Origin of the sequence: Cyanobium sp. Copco_Reservoir_LC18 (assembly GCF_009834675.1) — a bacterium.
Taxonomy (GTDB): Bacteria; Cyanobacteriota; Cyanobacteriia; order PCC-6307; family Cyanobiaceae; genus Cyanobium; species Cyanobium minutissimum.
Genome location: NZ_ASAC01000012.1, coordinates 343,855 through 360,574 on the forward strand (window position 1 = coordinate 343,855; position 16,720 = coordinate 360,574).

Sequence of the window (16,720 nt, forward strand, 5' to 3'; positions counted from 1 at the left end):
CCCTTGGATCACCCATAGGGCTTTCCTTCCCGGAAGGCCCTCCGCCGAGCTCCGGGGATCTTAGTGTTCGCCACCACGAGGGCCATCTCCGGTCCCGACCGTTCTCCCGCCATGACCCTGTTCTTCGCCCAGACGGCCTGGCTGGTCCCCCTCTACCCCCTGGTGGCGGCCCTGGCGTCCCTGGCCTGGTCGCCCGGTTTCATCTGGAAGACGGGACCACGCCCCTGCGGCTACCTCAACCTGACGATGGTCACCCTGGCCTTCGCCCACAGCCTGCTGGCCCTGCTGGCCGCCAATGCCCACCCGGCCGCCCTGCCGCTGCACTTCGGCTGGACCTGGCTGAACACCGCCGGCCTGTCGATCGGCTTCGACGGCTCGATCACCCAGCCGGCCCTGATCGCCACCCTGTTCGTCACCGGTGTGCATGTACTGGCGCAGATCTTCGCCATCGGCTATCTCGAAATGGACTGGGGCTGGCCGCGCTTCTTCGGCTCGCTCAGTTTCTTCGAGGCCGGTCTGTGTGCCCTGCTGCTCACCGATTCGCTGTTCTTCAGCTATGTGATTCTCGAGCTGCTCACGCTCGGCACCTATCTGATTGTCGGCACCTGGTACAACCAGTCGCTGGTGGTGAAAGGGGCACGGGATGCCTTCCTCACCAAGCGCATCGGTGACCTCATCCTGCTGGCCGGTCTGGTGGCGATCCTGCCGGTCACCGGCACCTGGAACTTCGGAGCCCTGGCCAACTGGGCGGCCGCCCAGACCCCCGGGAGCCTGCCCCTGGGCCAGGAGCTGATCCTGCTGGCCCTGGTGGCCGGACCGATGGGCAAATGCGCCCAGATCCCCCTGCACCTCTGGCTCGACGAGGCGATGGAGGGGCCGCTTCCCTCCACGGTGCTGCGCAACTCGGTGGTGGTGGCGGGCGGCGCCTGGGTGCTGCTGCGCCTGCAGCCCATGCTCGCCCTCAGCCCCCTGGTGACCACCGTGCTGGTGGTGGTGGGCGGCACCACCGCCTTGGTGGGGGCCCTGATCGCCCTGGCCCAGATCGACATCAAGCGGGCCCTCTCCTTCCTGGCCAGCAGCTGGATGGGTCTGCTGTTCCTGGCGGTGGGTCTGGGCGGCACCGAGGTGGCCGGCCACCTGCTGCTGGTCTATCCGCTGCCGATGGCGCTGGTGCTGATGGCGGTGGGTACGGTGATCGTCAGCAACGTCACCCAGGACCTCACCCAGCTCGGCGGCCTTTGGAGCCGCCGGCCCCTGGTGGGGCTGGCCTTCCTCACCGGAGCCGGTGGCCTGATGGCCCTGCCCCCCTTCGGTGGCTTCGCCGCCATCCGCGAGCTGCTGGAGCTGTGCACCTCCAGCTCCCTGCCGGCCCTGCTGGGGGGCTTCGTGCTCATCACCAACGCCCTCATCGCCGCCGGCCTGGTGCGGGTGTTCGGCCTGATCTGGGGGGGACGCCCCAGCGTGTTCACCATCCGCTCCGCCGAGGTGCTGTGGCTGATGGTGCTGCCCACCCTGGTGCTGATGGGGGTGGTGCTGCACCTGCCGATCCTGCTGGGCCGCTTCGGGGTGTTCGCAGCCACGCCCCTGCTGGGCTGGGGCCCCCAGGCGGTGCCGCTGCTGCTCTCCACCCTGGTGGGCGGCGGGTTGTCGGCCGTGTTCTACCTGCGGCCCCACCCCCTGGCCCAGCTGCCCGCCGGCCTCGGCGGCCTGCAGCACTGGCTCGCCCACGACATGAACACCGAGAGCTTCTACCACCGCACCGTGGTGGCCCTGGTGGTGGGCATGTCACGCCTGAGCGCCTGGACCGACCGCCAGGTGGTGGATGGCTTCACCGGCGCCACCGGTGAGGCGGCGCTGCAGAGCGCCCGCCGCCTCAGCTTCACCACCTCGGGTCGCACCCAGACCTACGCCCTCACCCTGCTGATCGGCGTCGTGCTGATGGCCGCCTGGCTTCTCACCATCGTGCCCCCCTCCCTGCTCCGCTGATGGCCCCGCTTCTGCTTCTCCTCCTGCCGGCCCTGGGGGCCGTGCTCCTGCCCCTGCTGCCGGAACACCAGGGCCTGCTGCGCCGGGTGAGCCTGGCGACGGTGCTGGTCCAGTTCGTGATCGGCCTCACCCAGCTGGGCCAGGGGCCCAGCGAGCTTCACCAGGCGTGGCTGCCCCGGATCGGCCTGTCCTTCGACCTCGGGCTCGATGGCCTGTCGGCCCCGCTGGCGGTCCTGATCGCCCTGATCGTCCTGGTCACGGTGCTGGCCACCCCCGCCGACCAGGCCCGACCGCGGCTGTTCCTCAGCCTGCTGCTGGCCACCGATCTGGGTCTCACCGGAGCGGTGCTGGCCCGCAATGCGCTGCTGTTCCTGCTGGCCTACGAACTGGTCCTGATCCCCACCACCCTGCTGCTGGCCGTCTGGGGTGGGCCGCGCCGCGCCCAGGCCGCCATCCAGTACGTCATGTACGGCGCCGTGTCGGGCCTGTCCCTGCTGGGGGGCGTGCTGGCCCTGGGCTGGCTGAACGGCGATGGCTTCAGCTTCGCCTTCGCCGACCTGGCCGCCATGCAGCTGCCTCCGGGCAGCAGCCACTGGATCTTCGCCCTGCTGGTGCTGTCCTTCGGCCTCAAGCTGCCGGTGGTGCCCCTGCACGGCTGGCAGCCGCTGGCCTACGGCCAGGCCTCGAGCCCGGTGGCGATGCTGCTGAGCGGCGGGGTCTCGATCCTGGGGGGCTACGGCCTGCTGCGCTTCGCCATCGGCTTCCTCCCTGACGAGTGGATCCTCTGGTCTCCGTGGATCGCCGGGGTGGGCGCCCTCACCGCCGCCTATGGCGCCCTCAATGCCCTCGCCCAGAGCGACATTCGCCGTCTGGTGGCCTACGGCTCCCTCGGCCACATGGGCCTGCTGGTGGTGGCCCTGGCCGCCGCCACCCCCCTCAGCCTCCAGGGGGTGGTGGCCCAGCTGCTGGCCCATGGCCTGATCTCCGCCCTGCTGTTCCACCTGGTGGGTCTGATCGAGGCCAAGACCGGCTCGATCCAGATCCCCGACCTGGCCGGCCTGCTCAACCCCTACCGGGGCCTCCCCTTCACCCTGGGCCTGTTCCTGCTGGCCCTGATGGCCAGCGCCGGCATCCCCGGCCTGGCGGGCTTCGTGCCGGAGTTCCTGATGTTCGAGGCCAGCTGGACCCCCTTCCCGGTGCCCACCCTGCTGTGCCTGATCGCGTCGGGGTTCACCGCCGTCTACGCCGTGCGGCTGTTCAACAGGGTCGGCTTCGGCCGCCTCGACAACGACCGCGTCGACTACCCCACCACGGTCTGGAGCGAACGCTTCCCCGCCGTCCTGCTCGCCGTCCTGGTGGTGGTGGGGGGCCTCTGGCCGGGCCTGCTGGTGGGCTGGAGCGAATCCACCACCACGGCCCTGGCCCTGCGCCGTGAACCCTTCACCGCCCTCGTGGCCATCGCCCCCTCCGCGTCCCCTCGCCAGCTGCCCTCATGACGCCCCCCACCGCCACCGCAACGGACACCGTGCGGCAGCCCCTGATTCCCCCCTCCACCCACCGCTACGCGGAGGTGATCCACCGGCTCGAGGCCGGCGGCTCGATGCTGCCGGACACGCCGGAGAACCTGATGCAGATCATCGGCATCTACAAGGCCTACGCCGTGCCGATGGACTTCTACTGGCGCGATCTGCTGTACATCGCCGAGCAGGTGTTCCTCGATCCCCTGCCGGCCTTCAAGTACTTCCCCTCCCAGGAGTACCTGGATCTGCCCAATTCCTACGCCGGTGACCAGTCGAAGCTGCGCATCTGGCGCGGCGGCGAGAAGGCCCACCCGGAACTGCTGGAGTTCATGGCCAAGGGGGAAACCACCAACATGCCGAAGCTGCTCCATCACCTCTGGCACGACCGGATCAACATGGAGTTCGCCGAGGCCTGCATGGATGCCATGTTCTGGCACCAGGGCATGGGCGGCCGCTTCTACGACTACCTGGAATGCGACGCCTACAAGGCCAATGCCGACCGGGCGATCAAGGCCTATTTCCGGGGCAACCCCCTGATGCTGGGGCTCTACGCCCTGTTCCCGGAGATGTTCCTGGAGCAGGTGCGCAAGATGAGCTACTACGCCAACCTCGGCCTGTTCTGGGAGGTGATGGCGCCGGTGTTCTTCGAGATGAGCGACATCTACGACGAAGGCGGCTTCAAGGGCGTGCCCGACGCCATGAACTTCCTGGTGAACGGCATCTTCGCCGTGGCCGGCCGGCCCATCTACCACCACGTGTTCATCGGCGGGGAATGCTTCGAGATCATCCCCAAATCGGAAGGCTTCACCTGGCTCTATGAAGCGGCCCTTCCCTATGTGGAGGCTGTCTTCTACCGGACCGCCCCCTTCCGGGGCACCAAGAGCTACAACGCCCAGGCCGGCCAGGTGCCCGACAAGCAGGAGGACTTCCACTACGGCATCCTCTACGCCGATGTGTTCCCGGTGGGCTCGGCGGGGATCCCACCCACCCTGCTGATGCAGGACATGCTCCACTTCCTGCCGCCCTACCTCACCGAGCTCTATGCGAAGCACAAGCGCGGCGAGGGGGACATCCTCAACCAGCTGGGGATCACCTTCCAGCGCTCCATGTACAACGTCACCTCGGCGGTGATCCAGGCCCTGCGCTGCGCCCTGCTCTATCCCCTCGATGACACCGACCCCGAGCACCTGATGGCCAACCGGCGCTTCTTCGAGGCCCAGATGGACCGCTTCCTGCGGCCCGAGGCGCGCCTGCCCCAGATCCAGACCCAGGACTACCGCTAGGAGATCCCCATGGCCAACATCATCGAAACCGCCAAGGGGGCCGGCTGCTTCGCCACCCTGCTCACCGCCGTCGAGGTGGCCGGTCTCACGGGCGCCCTGGAAAGCCCCGGCCCCTTCACCGTCTTCGCCCCCGTCGACGACGCCTTCGCCGCCCTGCCCCCCGGCACGGTCCAGACCCTGGTGGAAAACGTGCCCCAGCTGGCCCGGATCCTCAAGTTCCATGTGCTCGCCGGCGCCTACCGGCGGGAGCAGCTGGTGGAGCGGCCGGAATGGGAGAGCCTGGAGGGGGCCCCGGTGGCGATCCGCCGGGCGGACCCCTTCGAGGTCAAGAACGCCACCGTCGTCTCCGCCGACATCGTCTGCGACAACGGCATCGTGCACGTCATCGACCGGGTGATCCTGCCCGGATGAGCGGGGTGGCGCCCGGAGCCCGAGGGCGGGCCATCGGCCCGCTGGCCCTGCTGCCGGGGGTCCTTGGCGGCCTGGTCGCCGCCCTGGTGGGCTGCGCCGCCGGCAACGAGGCCCCCGGCAGCCCCACGATGGCGAAGATCCGCGAGCGGGGACGGCTGGTCTGCGCCGTGGATGGGGCGGTGCCGGGCTTCAGCACCGTGGGCCCCGGCGGCACCTTCGTGGGCATCGATGCCGATTTCTGCCGGGCCGTGGCCGCCGCCGTGCTCGGGGATCCCAGCAAGGTGGAGTTCCGGCCGGTGACGGCGGGGGAGCGCTTCGTGGCCCTGAACAGCGGCGAAGTCGACCTGCTCTCGATCAGCTCCACCCACACCCTCAGCCGCGACGCGCCCGGCGGCAACGCCCTCAGCTTCGGCCCCGTGTTCTTCTATGACGGCCAGGGGGTGATGGTGCCGGCGGCCAGCGGCGTGCGCAGCCTGCGGCAGCTGGCGGGCAAGCCGATCTGCGTCGAGAGCGGCACCAACACCGAGCTCAACCTGGCCGATCGCATGCGGGAGCTGGGGGTCGCCTACCAGCCGCTGCGCTTCCAGTCGGGTGAGCAGGCCTACCCGGCCTACGAGCAGGGTCGCTGCGCCGCCATCACCAGCGACAGCTCCCTGCTGGCGGCCAAGCGCAGCGGCTTCAAGCAGCCGGCCGCCCACGTGCTGCTCCCCGAGCTGCTCAGCAAGGAGCCCAGCGCCAAGGTGACGATCCAGGCCGATCCGGCCTGGGCCGATGCGGTGCGCTGGATCAGCCACACCCTGGTCCAGGCGGAGGAGAGCGGCCTCACCCAGGCCAACGTCGCGGCCCGCCTCGCCGCGGCCCGGCGCGACCCCAGCCAGGCCGAGGCACGCCGCTTTCTGGGGGTGGAGGGGGATTTCGGCCGCCAGCTGGGCCTGCCCGCCGACTTCACGGTGCGGGTGGTGAAGGCGGTGGGGAACTACGGCGAGCTCTTCGAGCGCCACCTGGGCCGCGCCACCCCCCTGGGGCTGGAGCGGGGCCTCAACCGGCTCTGGAGCGCCGGCGGTCTGCACATCGCACCCCCCTTCCGCTGAGGAGGTTCCACAGGGCCTACCTGCACCGGCCCGCACCTGCAACAATGCGGCCACCTTTAAGACGCAGGCATGTTCCGGAACCGGACCCGCTCCCTGGTGGTTTCCCTCTGTGCCGCCGGCCTGCTGGCCGGTTGCGCCGGGGATGGTGGCGGCGTGCAGAGCCAGAAGCTCTCCACGATCACGGGGCGGGGCAAGCTGATCTGCGGCGTGGAGGGCAAGCTGCCCGGCTTCAGCTTCGTGGGCCCCGACGGCAAGTACCTGGGCCTCGACGTGGACGTCTGCAAGGCGGTGGCCGCCGCGGTGCTGGGGGACCCCGAGAAGGTGGAATACCGCGACCTGAACTCCAGCGAGCGCTTCGCCGCCCTGGCCAGCGGCGAGGTGGACCTGCTCTCGCGCAACACCACCATGACCCTGAGCCGCGATGCGGCCGGCGGCAACGGGCTCAGCTTCGCCCCCACCACCTTCTATGACGGCCAGGGGGTGCTGGTGCCGGTGGCCAGCGGCATCAAGGACCTCAAGGGCCTGGCCGGCAAGCCGATCTGCGTCGAGAGCGGCACCACCACCGAGCTCAACCTGGCCGACCGGATGCGGGAGCAGAACATCCCCTACACGCCGCTCAAGTTCCAGACCAGCGACCAGACCTTCGCCGCCTACCTGGGCGACCGCTGCGTGGCCGTCACCAGCGACCGCTCCCAGCTGGCGGGCAAGCGCACCAGCTTCCCCAAGCCCGACGACCACACCCTGCTGCCGGTGGTGATGAGCAAGGAGCCCCTCACCCCCGCCACCACCAACGGCGATCCCGCCTGGGCCGATGCGGTGCGCTGGATCGTCTACGGGCTGATGCAGGCCGAGGAGAGCGGCATCACCCAGGCCAACATCGACGCCAAGCTGGCCGAGGCCAAGGCCAACACCAACCTGGCCGACCTGCGCCGCTTCCTGGGGGTGGAGGGTGACTTCGGCAAGCAGCTGGGCCTGCCGCCCGACTTCGTGGTCAAGGCGGTGAAGGCCGTCGGCAACTACGGCGAGATCTTCGATCGCAATGTGGGGCCCGCCTCCGCCCTCAAGCTCGACCGCGGCCTCAACCGCCAGTGGAAGGACGGCGGCCTGATCTACTCACCGCCGTTCCGTTGATGGCGCCGGTGCCCCCCGCCGACCCGGCCCCTGCCCCGCCCGCACCGCCGTCGCCACCCTGGTGGCGCGACCGCCGCATCGTGCCCTGGCTGGTGCAGGCCGTGGTGGGTCTGCTGGTGCTGCTGCTGATCGCCTTCCTGCTGGGCAATCTGGTGCGCAACCTCACCGCCGCCGGCCTGCTGCTGAGCTGGCGCTGGCTGCAGCAGCCCGCCGGCTTCGACATCTCCGAATCGGTGCTTCCGTTCAACGCCCAGCTGCCCTACTGGCGCGCCCTGGCGGCCGGGCTGGTCAACACGATCCGGGCGGTGCTGGTGGGTCTGGTGGGCGCCACCCTGCTGGGCACCCTGGTGGGGATGGCCTCCTTCAGCCACAACGGCCTGCTGCGGCGGCTGGCGCGGGTCTACGTGGAGGTGGTGCGCAACATCCCCCTGCTGCTGCAGCTGGTGTTCTGGTACTTCGTGGTGTTCCTCACCCTGCCCAACGGCGTGGCGGCGATCCAGCTGCCCGGGGTGGTGCTGGCCAAATCGGGCCTCTACATCGCCGGGTTCGGCGAGGGGTTGCGCTGGATGGGTCCGATGCTGGTGAACGGGGTCTGGCAGGCCCCGGTGCGGCTCAGCGTCGAGTTCGGTGCCCTGATCACCGGCCTGATCGTGTACTCCGGCGCCTTCATCGCCGAGGTGGTGCGGGGCGGCATCGCCGCCGTGCCGAAGGGCCAGTGGGAGGCGGCCTCCTCCCTGGGGCTGAGCTGGTTCGCCACCCTGCGCCGCATCGTCCTGCCCCAGTCCCTGCGGGTGATCGTGCCGGGGCTCAACACCCAGTACATCTCCCTGGCCAAGAACTCCTCCCTGGCGGTGGCGGTGGGCTACACCGACCTCTATTCCGTCGCCGAAACCACCCTCAACCAGACCGGGCGGGCCGTGGAGGTGATCCTGGTGCTGCTGGCGGCCTACCTCACCCTCGATCTGCTGATCTCGGCCCTGATGAACGGTCTCAACCACCTGGTCCAGATCCGGGAGCGCTGAGATGAACGCCCTGCTGCGCCGCCTGCGCGCCGAACTGTTCGCCACCCCCGCCGACGCGGCGCTGAGCGTGGCCCTGATCACCCTGCTCAGCCTGGGGGCCTTCGGCTTCCTACGCTGGGCCCTCACCCAGGCCCAGTGGGCGGTGGTGAGGGTGAACAGCACCCTGTTCGCCGTGGGCCGCTACCCGATCGAGCAGCAGTGGCGCCTCTGGCTGCTCACCGCCCTGCTGGTGGCGGCCAGCGGCGCCACCTGGGGCCTGCTGCGCGCCCACCCCCGCCCGGACCGCACCGGGGTGCTGTGGCCGAACAACGACCGGCTGGCCCTGGGGCTGCTCGCCCTGATCGCCCTGGCCGTGCCCTCGGCCCTCGGCCTGACCCTGGCCATCCAGGCCCGCTGGTGGGGACTGATCCTGCTGCTGGGCCTCTGCCGCTGGCTGGCCGGCCGCTACGGCACCCGGCTGTCACCCACCGGCCGGCGGCTGGCCGCCCTGGTGTGGCCCCTGCTCTACCTGGGGGGCATGGTGCTGATCAACGGCGGCCTGGGGCTGGTGGCCGTGCCGCCGTCGGAATGGGGCGGCCTGCTGCTCACCCTGCTGGCCTCGAGCTTCGCCATCCTGCTGTGCTTCCCGATCGGGGTGCTGCTGGCCCTCGGTCGCCGCAGCGAGCTGCCCCTGCTGCGCTGGGGCTCGGTGGTCTACATCGAGTTCATCCGCGGCGCGCCGCTGATCACCCTGCTGTTCCTCGGCCAGAACATCCTCGGTTTCCTGCTGCCCGGTGGCCTGGCCCCGGAGCGGGTCTGGCGGGCGGCCTGGGTGCTCACCTTCTTCGCCGCCGCCTACCTGGCGGAGGCGGTGCGCTCCGGCCTGGCGGCGGTGCCGAGGGGCCAGCTGGAGGCCGCCCGTTCCCTCGGCCTCTCCTATCCCAAGGCCCTGCAGCACGTGGTGCTGCCCCAGGCCCTGCGGGTGGCCCTGCCGGCCATGGTGGGCCAGTTCATCTCGCTGCTGCAGGACACCACCCTGCTGTCGCTGATCGGATTGCTGGAACTGCTCGGCACGGCCCGCACCGTGATGGCCAACCCCGCTTTCCTGGGGAGAAACGGTGAGGTGTACCTCACCCTGGCGGTGCTGTTCTGGGGCTGCTGTGCCGCCCTCGGTCTGGGCAGCCGGGCCCTGGAGCGCCGCCTCGATCCCCACGCGGTGCCCAGCGCCACCTGAGCTGCGTTCCCCGTTCCCTCCTTCCCCGCTCCGATCCCGCGTCCCGCCCCATGAGCCAACCCAGCAGCGAACTGATGATCGAGGCGCGGGCCGTCGAGAAGTGGTACCCCAACGGCTTCCAGGCGTTGCGCGGCGCCAGCCTGACGGTGCGGCGCGGCGAGGTGGTGGTGATCATGGGCCCCTCGGGATCGGGCAAGAGCACCTTCATCCGCACCTTCAATGCCCTGGAGGACTTCCAGAAGGGCAGCATCACCGTCGACGGCATCGTCCTCTCGAACGACCTGCGCAACATCGACGCCATCCGCCGGGAGGTGGGCATGGTGTTCCAGCAGTTCAACCTGTTTCCCCATCTGTCGGTGCTCGACAACCTGACGCTGGCGCCGGTGCTGGTGCGGAAAAGGCCGAAGGCGGAGGTGGAACGGCAGGCCCGGGCCCTGCTGGAGCGGGTGGGTATCGCCGAACAGGCCGGCAAGTACCCCGGCCAGCTCTCGGGGGGCCAGCAGCAGCGGGTGGCGATCGCCCGGGCCCTGTGCATGGAACCCCGCATCCTCCTGTTCGATGAACCCACCAGCGCCCTCGACCCCGAGATGGTGCGGGAAGTGCTGGAGGTGATGCAGGATCTCGCCGCCGACGACATCACCATGGTGGTGGTGACCCACGAGGTGAAGTTCGCCCGCCACGTGGCCCACCGGGTGGTGCTCATGGCGGACGGCGAGGTGGTGGAGGAGGCCGAACCGGAGGTGTTCTTCACCAACCCCAGCCACGAGCGCACCCGCCGCTTCCTGGATCAGATCCTCTGAAGGCCCCTAGCCCCGGCTCGCCCAGTCGGCGGCGTTGAGCTGGGGGAACAGCCCGTCCTCCCGCTCCACCCCCACCAGCCACTCCCGGGGCAGGTCGGTGCCGTGTTCGAGGGCATCGATCAGCCGCCAGAAACGGTCGAGGTGGCGGCGGATCCGCTCCCGCGCCAGGCCGGTGGTGGTTCCGGCCCGCAGGATGAAGCTCCAGTCGGAGCTCTGGGCCAGCAGCAGTTCGCGGCCCGCCTGGGTGAGCAGGGCGCGCTGGGCGGTGCTGCCCACGCCCCGGTTCACCCGCTGCACCATGGCGCGGGAGGCGCGCTGCCACTCCGCCACCACCCAGGCGTTGGTGTCGTTCAGCCAGTAGTCGTGGTAGCCCCCCTGGCCCCAGCTGGAGGGGGCCGGCCGGCAGACCTGAAGGGACCGCCCCTCGCTGAGCACATCGCGCAGGTGGGTGAAGCGCACGTCCAGGGCCGGGCCCTGGCGGAACAGCTCGGCCAGGAACCGGGGCCCCTCGAACCACCAGTGGCCGAACAGCTCCGCATCGAAGGGGGCCACCAGCAGGGGGGGCGGCTCGATCGTCGCCGCCAGCTGCCCCATCTGGGCGGCGCGCCCCCGCAGGAAGGCTTCGGCATGTTCCTTCAGCCGCTCCGCCGCCCGCGCCGGGTCGTAGGGCTGCTTCAGTTCGAGGGGGCAGCCCTGGGCGGTGACCCGGTGCAGCTTGAGCCCGAGGGGGCGGCGGTCGTGGATGCCCTGGGCCTCCAGATCCGCTTCCGGCAGGTCCCAGCCCAGGTCGCGGTGGAACTCCCGGTAGGCGCCGTCACCGGGGTAGCCCTGGCTGGCGCTCCACACCGGCAGGGTGGATTCACTGTCGCGGGCGAAGAAGGCCACCCCCGCCGGGGAGCAGATCGGGGCGTAGACCCCGTAGCGCGGACGGGGCAGGCCATGGAGCAGGCCGTGGCCGTCGAGCAGGGAATAGCGCAGGCCGCACTCGGCCAGGAGCCGGTCGAGGTCCTCGTAGTAGGCGCACTCGGGCAGCCAGATGCCCAGGGGCCGCACCCCCAGCAGCCGCTGGTGTTCCCGCACCGCGGTGAGCAGCTGGGCCCGCACCGCCTCCGGCGAATCCCGCAGCAGGGGCAGGTAACCGTGGGTGGCGCCGCAGGTGATCAGATCCAGGACCCCCTGCTCCTGCAGCCGCCGGAAGCGGGGCAGGAGATCCCCCCCCATCTCCCGCCACTGGGCCTCGATGGCCGTGAGGGTGTGCTGCAGGTCGCGGGCCGGGTCCTCCAGCTCGGGAACGGCCCCGTCGAGCAGGGTGCGGCGCAGGGCCAGCCAGGCCGGGAAGCGGCCGTTGAGGCCCCGGTCACTCAGCAGCGACAGGAGGGTGGGCGAGAGGCCGAGGGTGAGCCGGGGCCGCTGCTGGGGGTCGGCGGCCGCCTGCTCCAGCACCTCCAGCAGGGGCAGATAGCATTCCTGGAGGGCCTGGAAGTACCAGTCCTCCTCCAGCGAACCGGGCTCACCGGAGCGCACGTAGGGGAGGTGGGCATGCAACACCAGGGCCAGATCGCCTGCGGCCATGGGGAAACCCTCTGTGGCGCCACTGTACGTTCCGCTCCCGGTCCGCCCCCGGAGCCAGGACGGCCGGCCCCTAGAGTGGTCCTAACTCATAGCTGTTCCGCCTAACCCCATGGCCCGCGATCCCGGCCGGGTATTGATCTTCGATACCACCCTCCGCGACGGGGAGCAGTCCCCCGGCGCCAGCCTCAACCTGGAGGAGAAGCTCGCGATCGCCCAGCAGCTGGCCCGCCTGGGGGTCGACATCATCGAGGCCGGCTTCCCCTTCGCCAGCAGCGGCGATTTCCACGCGGTCCAGCGCATCGCCGCCAGCGTGGGCACCCCGGACGGGCCCGTGATCTGCGGCCTGGCCCGGGCCGCCAGCGGCGACATCAAGGCCTGCGCCGAGGCCGTGGCCCCCGCCGCCCGCCGGCGCATCCACACCTTCATCGCCACCAGCGACATCCATCTGGAGCACAAGCTCCGCAAGACCCGCGCCGAGGTGCTCGCCATCACCGCCGAGATGGTGGCCTACGCCCGCTCCCTGGTCGATGACGTGGAGTTCTCCTGCGAGGACGCCGGCCGCAGCGACCCGGAGTTCATGCATCAGGTGATCGAGGCGGCGATCACCGCCGGCGCCACCACCATCAACATTCCCGACACGGTGGGCTACACCACCCCGGCCGAATTCGGCGCCATCATCGCCGGCATCAACCGTTCGGTGCCCAACATCGACCGGGCGGTGATCTCGGTGCATGGGCACAACGATCTCGGCCTGGCCGTCGCCAACTTCCTCGAAGCCGTCAAGAACGGCGCCCGCCAGCTGGAGTGCACCATCAACGGCATCGGTGAACGGGCCGGCAACGCCTCCCTCGAGGAGCTGGTGATGGCGCTGCACGTGCGCCGCAGCTACTTCAACCCCTTCCTGGGCCGGCCGGCCGAGCAGCGCGACCCCCTCACCAACGTGCGCACCGAGGAGATCACCAAGACCTCCCGGCTGGTCTCCAACCTCACCGGCATGGCGGTGCAGCCCAACAAGGCGATCGTGGGCGCCAACGCCTTCGCCCATGAGTCCGGCATCCACCAGGACGGGGTGCTCAAGAACCGGCTCACCTACGAGATCATCGACGCCCGCACCGTCGGCCTGGCCGACAACCGCCTCTCCCTCGGCAAGCTCTCCGGCCGCAGCGCCTTCCGGGCGCGGCTGGAGGAGCTCGGTTACACCCTGGAGCGCACCGACCTCGACGACGCCTTCGCCCGCTTCAAGGAGCTGGCCGACCGCAAGCGGGAGATCACCGACCGGGATCTGGAGGCGATCGTCAGCGAGCAGGTGCAGCAGCAGGACCAGCCCCGCTATGTCCTGCAGTCGGTGCAGGTGAGCTGCGGCACCAACCTGCAGCCCACCGCCACCGTCACCCTGCGGGACGGGGACGGCATCGACCTGACCGAGGCGGCGATCGGCACCGGACCGGTGGATGCGGTCTGCCAGGCCCTCAACCACCTGGCCCAGGTGCCGAACGAGCTGGTGGAGTTCAGCATCAAGTCCGTCACCGAAGGCATCGACGCCATGGGCGAGGTGACCATCCGCCTGCGCCATCAGGGGGTGCTCTATTCGGGCCATGCGGCCGACACCGACATCGTCGTGGCGGCGGCCCATGCCTTCGTGAACGCCCTCAACCGGCTGGTCTCCGGCAGCCAGCGCGCCCCGCTCCACCCCCAGAAGACCCCCCTTCCGGTGGCGGAACTGCCGCGTCTGTGAACGCCCCCAACCGCTCCCCGCTGGCCACCGGACTGCAGCTCGCCCTGCTGCTGCTGGTGGCCGTGCTGCTGCTGCTGCCCCTGCTCTGGCTGGTCAGCACCTCCCTGAAGGGGCCGGCCGAGGACATCTTCACCAGCCCTCCGGCCCTGCTGCCCAGCCAGCCGAGCCTGGAGGCCTACGGGCGCCTGTTCGCCGCCAATCCCATGGGCACCTATCTGCTCAACAGCACCATCGTCAGCGCCCTGGCGGTGCTGGCCAACCTGCTGTTCTGCTCCCTGGCGGCCTACCCCCTGGCGCGGATGCGCTTCCGGGGCCGCGGGCTGGTGCTGGCCCTGGTGGTGGCCACGATCCTGATCCCCTTCCAGGTGGTGATGATCCCCCTTTACCTGCTGATGGTGCAGATCGGGCTGCGCAACACCCTCTGGGCCCTGATCGTGCCCCAGGCGGCCACGGCCTTCGGCATCTTCCTGCTGCGCCAGAGCTTCCTGGCGGTGCCGGTGGAGCTGGAGGAGGCGGCCCGGATCGACGGCTGCACCCCCATCGGCGAATGGTGGAACGTCATGCTGCCGGCGGCCCGGGCCGATCTGATCACCCTGGCGATGTTCGTGTTCATCGGCACCTGGAGTGATTTCCTCTGGCCGCTGATCATTCTCGACGACCCCACCCTCTACACCCTGCCCCTGGGCCTGCAGCAGCTGGCCAGCAGCTTTTCCCTCGACTGGCGCCTGGTGGCCGCCGGCTCGGTGGTCTCGATCCTGCCGGTGCTGCTGCTGTTCGTGCTGCTGCAGCGCTACATCCTCCCCAGCGCCAGCGGCGACGCCGTCAAAGGCTGAGGAGCCCCAGGGGAACTCAGGGGCTGACCACCGGCGGGGGGCGGAGCACGCCGCCGTCGCCGCGGTCGGCCGGGGGCTGGCCGGGGCGGCCGCCGGGGCCCGCGGAGGGCATCGGTGGGGCGGGGAAGGGGTCCGGATCCCGCTGGGGGCGACGCACCGCCCGGCCCTGCAGGTCGGCCAGGGCGGAGCGCCACTGGTCCTGCTGCTGCTCGAGGGCCTCCAGCCGCTGGGCCCCGGCCTCCAGGGACTGGAGGCGCCCCACCATCGCCCGCTGCTGCTCCTCCAGCACGGAGGTGCGATCGAGGGCGCGGCTGTTCTCCAGTCCCTGCAGGCGCTGCTCCAGCCGCATCAGCTGCTGGCCCTGCTCCCGCGTCTTCGCCAGGATCACGACGAACAGCACGGCCAGCATGGAGCTCAGGCCGATCTGCAGCCAGTTGGTCCAGGGCGGCAGGCCGGCGGCCGGTGGCGGCGGACCGGGGGCCGGGGGCGGGGGGGAACGCCGGGATCCGTCGTCTTCGCGGTCGGTGATCGAGACCATGCGCCCCCTGTGCTGACCCATCCTGCCCTGAGCGGCCCTGGGCGTCAGCCGCCGGCCACCGGAAGGCCGGCGCCGCTGCGGGCGCAGGCCCCCGCCAGCAGCTCGGCCACGGTGGAGCGGTAGACGGCGCTCGCCTGCTCCGGATCGCGGCCGATGCAGGTCATGCCCAGCTTGCCGAACTCCGAGAGGCAGCCCAGCAGGTGAAAGACGCTGCCCTGCAGGCGGGCGGGGTCGTAGTGGAGGCCGGCCTCGGCCACGATGTCGATCAGGTCGAGGGGCATGAGCCCCCGCAGGCGGGGGTCGCTGAGGTTGTCGGTGGCGCGGTAGTGCAGCGGCTGGCCGGTGGGGGAGAGGAAGCAACCGGTGGCGGGGTCGAGGCTGCCGGCGGTGATCGCCCGCAGGGCCATGAAGGGATGGGTGGTGCCCCCCTGGCGCAGGTTGACCTCGATGGCCTGCAGATCCCAGCGTTCGCCGAAGCGGCGGGCGATGAAGTCGACGCCGAAGCGCTCGAGGGCCCCTTCGGCGGCGAGGGCCCGGCCCACGGCCAGGCCGTGCTCCATCAGCGCCACCCGGTAGGGCTCGGCGGCGGGGAAGCAGCAGCCCAGGTAGGTCTGGCCTCCGGCGCCGCCGAGGATCTGCTCGTGGGTGGAGAGCACCTCCACCATCCCGCCCGGGTGGATCGTGCCCTGCACGCTCGGGGAGCGCAGGGCGTCACCGCCCTCCAGCCAGGCCTCGGCCAGGGCCCCCTGGCCGGCCAGCAGCTCCGTCCAGCCGGCCGCCGGCATCGGCAGGGCCTCGAGGGCCCGCCGGATCCGCCCGACCCGCTCGCTCCGGGCCAGCCCGGCCAGCGCCAGGGGCGTGAAGTCGAGGCGGGCATTGCCCTCGCCGCTGAAGCCCTCGTTCAGCTTGATCACACAGCCGCCCAGCCCTGGGTCGCTCTCCCACAGGTCGGCCACCGCTTCGGCCAGCGCATCGAGGCCGTGGGCCAGCCCGGTGCCCGGGGGGTGGGGCACGCCGCAGCGGGCGAACAGCTCCCGGCTGCCCGCCTTGGTGCCCCAGTAGCCCAGGGCCGGATCGGTGCCCAGCAGGGGCACCTGCAGGCGCTCGGAGAGGGTCTTCTCCAGCTCGGTCACCACGTAGCAGATGATGAAACTGCGGCCTGGACGCAGCCGCTCCCGGATCCGGCCGAGCAGGGCCGGCCGCTCCAGCAGCTTCTGGGTCAGGGGCCGGGCGGAGCCGTCGTCGGTGTCGAACAGGTGCAGCCGGCGGCGGGCATGGGAGGTGGGCACCCCCGGCATCAGCTCGAGCACCGCGTCCACCACCAGCTCGGGCAGCAGCTTGCTGGTCACGTAGACCACCTGCACGCCCGGATTGCGCAGCCGCATCAGGGAGAACAGCTGGCGCTCCTCGTAGTGGTGGGCCCCCGTCACCAGGGCCAGCTGGGAGGGATCCATGGTGAGCGAAGGCAGCATCAGCAGATCGAAATCCGCGCCCGCCCCGCCGCCGGCGTCGCCATGCTCCCGGCCCCACGGGGCCTGCAGCCCCTGCTGCAGTTCGCGGAAGCTCAGGGCCATGGCCGGATGGG

The 16,720-nt window shown here is 70.8% G+C and carries 14 protein-coding genes; 11 read left to right on the forward strand and 3 right to left on the reverse strand.

Annotated features, from left to right (window positions below):
• Positions 1 to 111 precede the first annotated feature (111 nt).
• The 9 genes from L107_RS07040 to L107_RS07080 all read left to right on the forward strand — a co-directional run bounded on the left by L107_RS07040 (position 112) and on the right by L107_RS07080 (position 10,457).
• Positions 112 to 1,986, forward strand: a complete 1,875-nt coding sequence (locus tag L107_RS07040; protein WP_159817340.1) for an NAD(P)H-quinone oxidoreductase subunit F — start codon at positions 112 to 114, stop codon at positions 1,984 to 1,986.
• Positions 1,986 to 3,482 carry an NADH-quinone oxidoreductase subunit M gene (locus tag L107_RS07045; RefSeq protein WP_159817342.1) on the forward strand — a complete coding sequence of 499 codons (1,497 nt, stop codon included), beginning with the start codon at positions 1,986 to 1,988 and terminating at the stop codon, positions 3,480 to 3,482. The genes L107_RS07040 and L107_RS07045 overlap by 1 nt, the downstream gene beginning before the upstream one ends.
• Positions 3,479 to 4,789 (forward strand): CO2 hydration protein, encoded by a 1,311-nt coding sequence (locus tag L107_RS07050; RefSeq protein ID WP_159817344.1) that lies wholly within the window; start codon positions 3,479 to 3,481, stop codon positions 4,787 to 4,789. The genes L107_RS07045 and L107_RS07050 overlap by 4 nt, the downstream gene beginning before the upstream one ends.
• Before the next feature lie 9 nt (positions 4,790 to 4,798).
• The gene (locus L107_RS07055) at positions 4,799 to 5,200 is read left to right on the forward strand and encodes a fasciclin domain-containing protein (RefSeq protein ID WP_159817346.1); all 402 of its coding nucleotides are present in this window, start codon (positions 4,799 to 4,801) and stop codon (positions 5,198 to 5,200) included.
• Positions 5,197 to 6,291, forward strand: coding sequence for an amino acid ABC transporter substrate-binding protein (locus L107_RS07060; protein WP_236550552.1), 1,095 nt, complete (start codon positions 5,197 to 5,199; stop codon positions 6,289 to 6,291). Before L107_RS07055 ends, L107_RS07060 begins: the two co-directional genes overlap by 4 nt.
• Positions 6,292 to 6,360: 69 nt before the next feature.
• Complete coding sequence (locus L107_RS07065; RefSeq protein ID WP_159817348.1) at positions 6,361 to 7,422, forward strand: amino acid ABC transporter substrate-binding protein; 1,062 nt, start codon at positions 6,361 to 6,363, stop codon at positions 7,420 to 7,422.
• The gene (locus L107_RS07070) at positions 7,422 to 8,444 is read left to right on the forward strand and encodes an ABC transporter permease subunit (protein ID WP_159817350.1); all 1,023 of its coding nucleotides are present in this window, start codon (positions 7,422 to 7,424) and stop codon (positions 8,442 to 8,444) included. Before L107_RS07065 ends, L107_RS07070 begins: the two co-directional genes overlap by 1 nt.
• Before the next feature lies 1 nt (position 8,445).
• A complete protein-coding gene (locus L107_RS07075; protein WP_159817352.1) occupies positions 8,446 to 9,657 on the forward strand; it encodes an amino acid ABC transporter permease in 1,212 nt (403 codons plus the stop codon).
• Positions 9,658 to 9,707: 50 nt separating this feature from the next.
• The gene (locus L107_RS07080; protein ID WP_106219810.1) at positions 9,708 to 10,457 is read left to right on the forward strand and encodes an amino acid ABC transporter ATP-binding protein; all 750 of its coding nucleotides are present in this window, start codon (positions 9,708 to 9,710) and stop codon (positions 10,455 to 10,457) included.
• Positions 10,458 to 10,463: 6 nt separating this feature from the next.
• Here L107_RS07080 and L107_RS07085 read toward each other — a convergent pair whose 3' ends face one another.
• Entirely contained in the window at positions 10,464 to 12,029 is a 1,566-nt protein-coding gene (locus tag L107_RS07085) for a glycoside hydrolase family 57 protein (protein WP_159817354.1), read from the reverse strand.
• 109 nt (positions 12,030 to 12,138) lie between these two features.
• Between L107_RS07085 and L107_RS07090 the strand changes: the two genes are divergently transcribed.
• Together L107_RS07090 and L107_RS07095 are read left to right on the forward strand one after the other, a co-directional pair.
• Positions 12,139 to 13,764: a 2-isopropylmalate synthase gene (locus L107_RS07090; RefSeq protein WP_159817356.1), complete on the forward strand. Its 1,626-nt coding sequence runs from the start codon at positions 12,139 to 12,141 to the stop codon at positions 13,762 to 13,764.
• Positions 13,761 to 14,597 carry a carbohydrate ABC transporter permease gene (locus tag L107_RS07095; RefSeq protein WP_106219807.1) on the forward strand — a complete coding sequence of 279 codons (837 nt, stop codon included), beginning with the start codon at positions 13,761 to 13,763 and terminating at the stop codon, positions 14,595 to 14,597. Before L107_RS07090 ends, L107_RS07095 begins: the two co-directional genes overlap by 4 nt.
• A 16-nt stretch (positions 14,598 to 14,613) precedes the next feature.
• Here the strand turns inward: L107_RS07095 and L107_RS07100 are convergent, their stop codons facing one another.
• Both L107_RS07100 and L107_RS07105 read right to left on the reverse strand, forming a co-directional pair.
• Positions 14,614 to 15,135, reverse strand: coding sequence for a hypothetical protein (locus L107_RS07100; RefSeq protein ID WP_159817358.1), 522 nt, complete (start codon positions 15,133 to 15,135; stop codon positions 14,614 to 14,616).
• A 44-nt stretch (positions 15,136 to 15,179) separates the two neighbouring features.
• Entirely contained in the window at positions 15,180 to 16,709 is a 1,530-nt protein-coding gene (locus L107_RS07105) for a peptide ligase PGM1-related protein (protein WP_159817360.1), read from the reverse strand.
• Between the last annotated feature and the right edge of the window lie 11 nt (positions 16,710 to 16,720).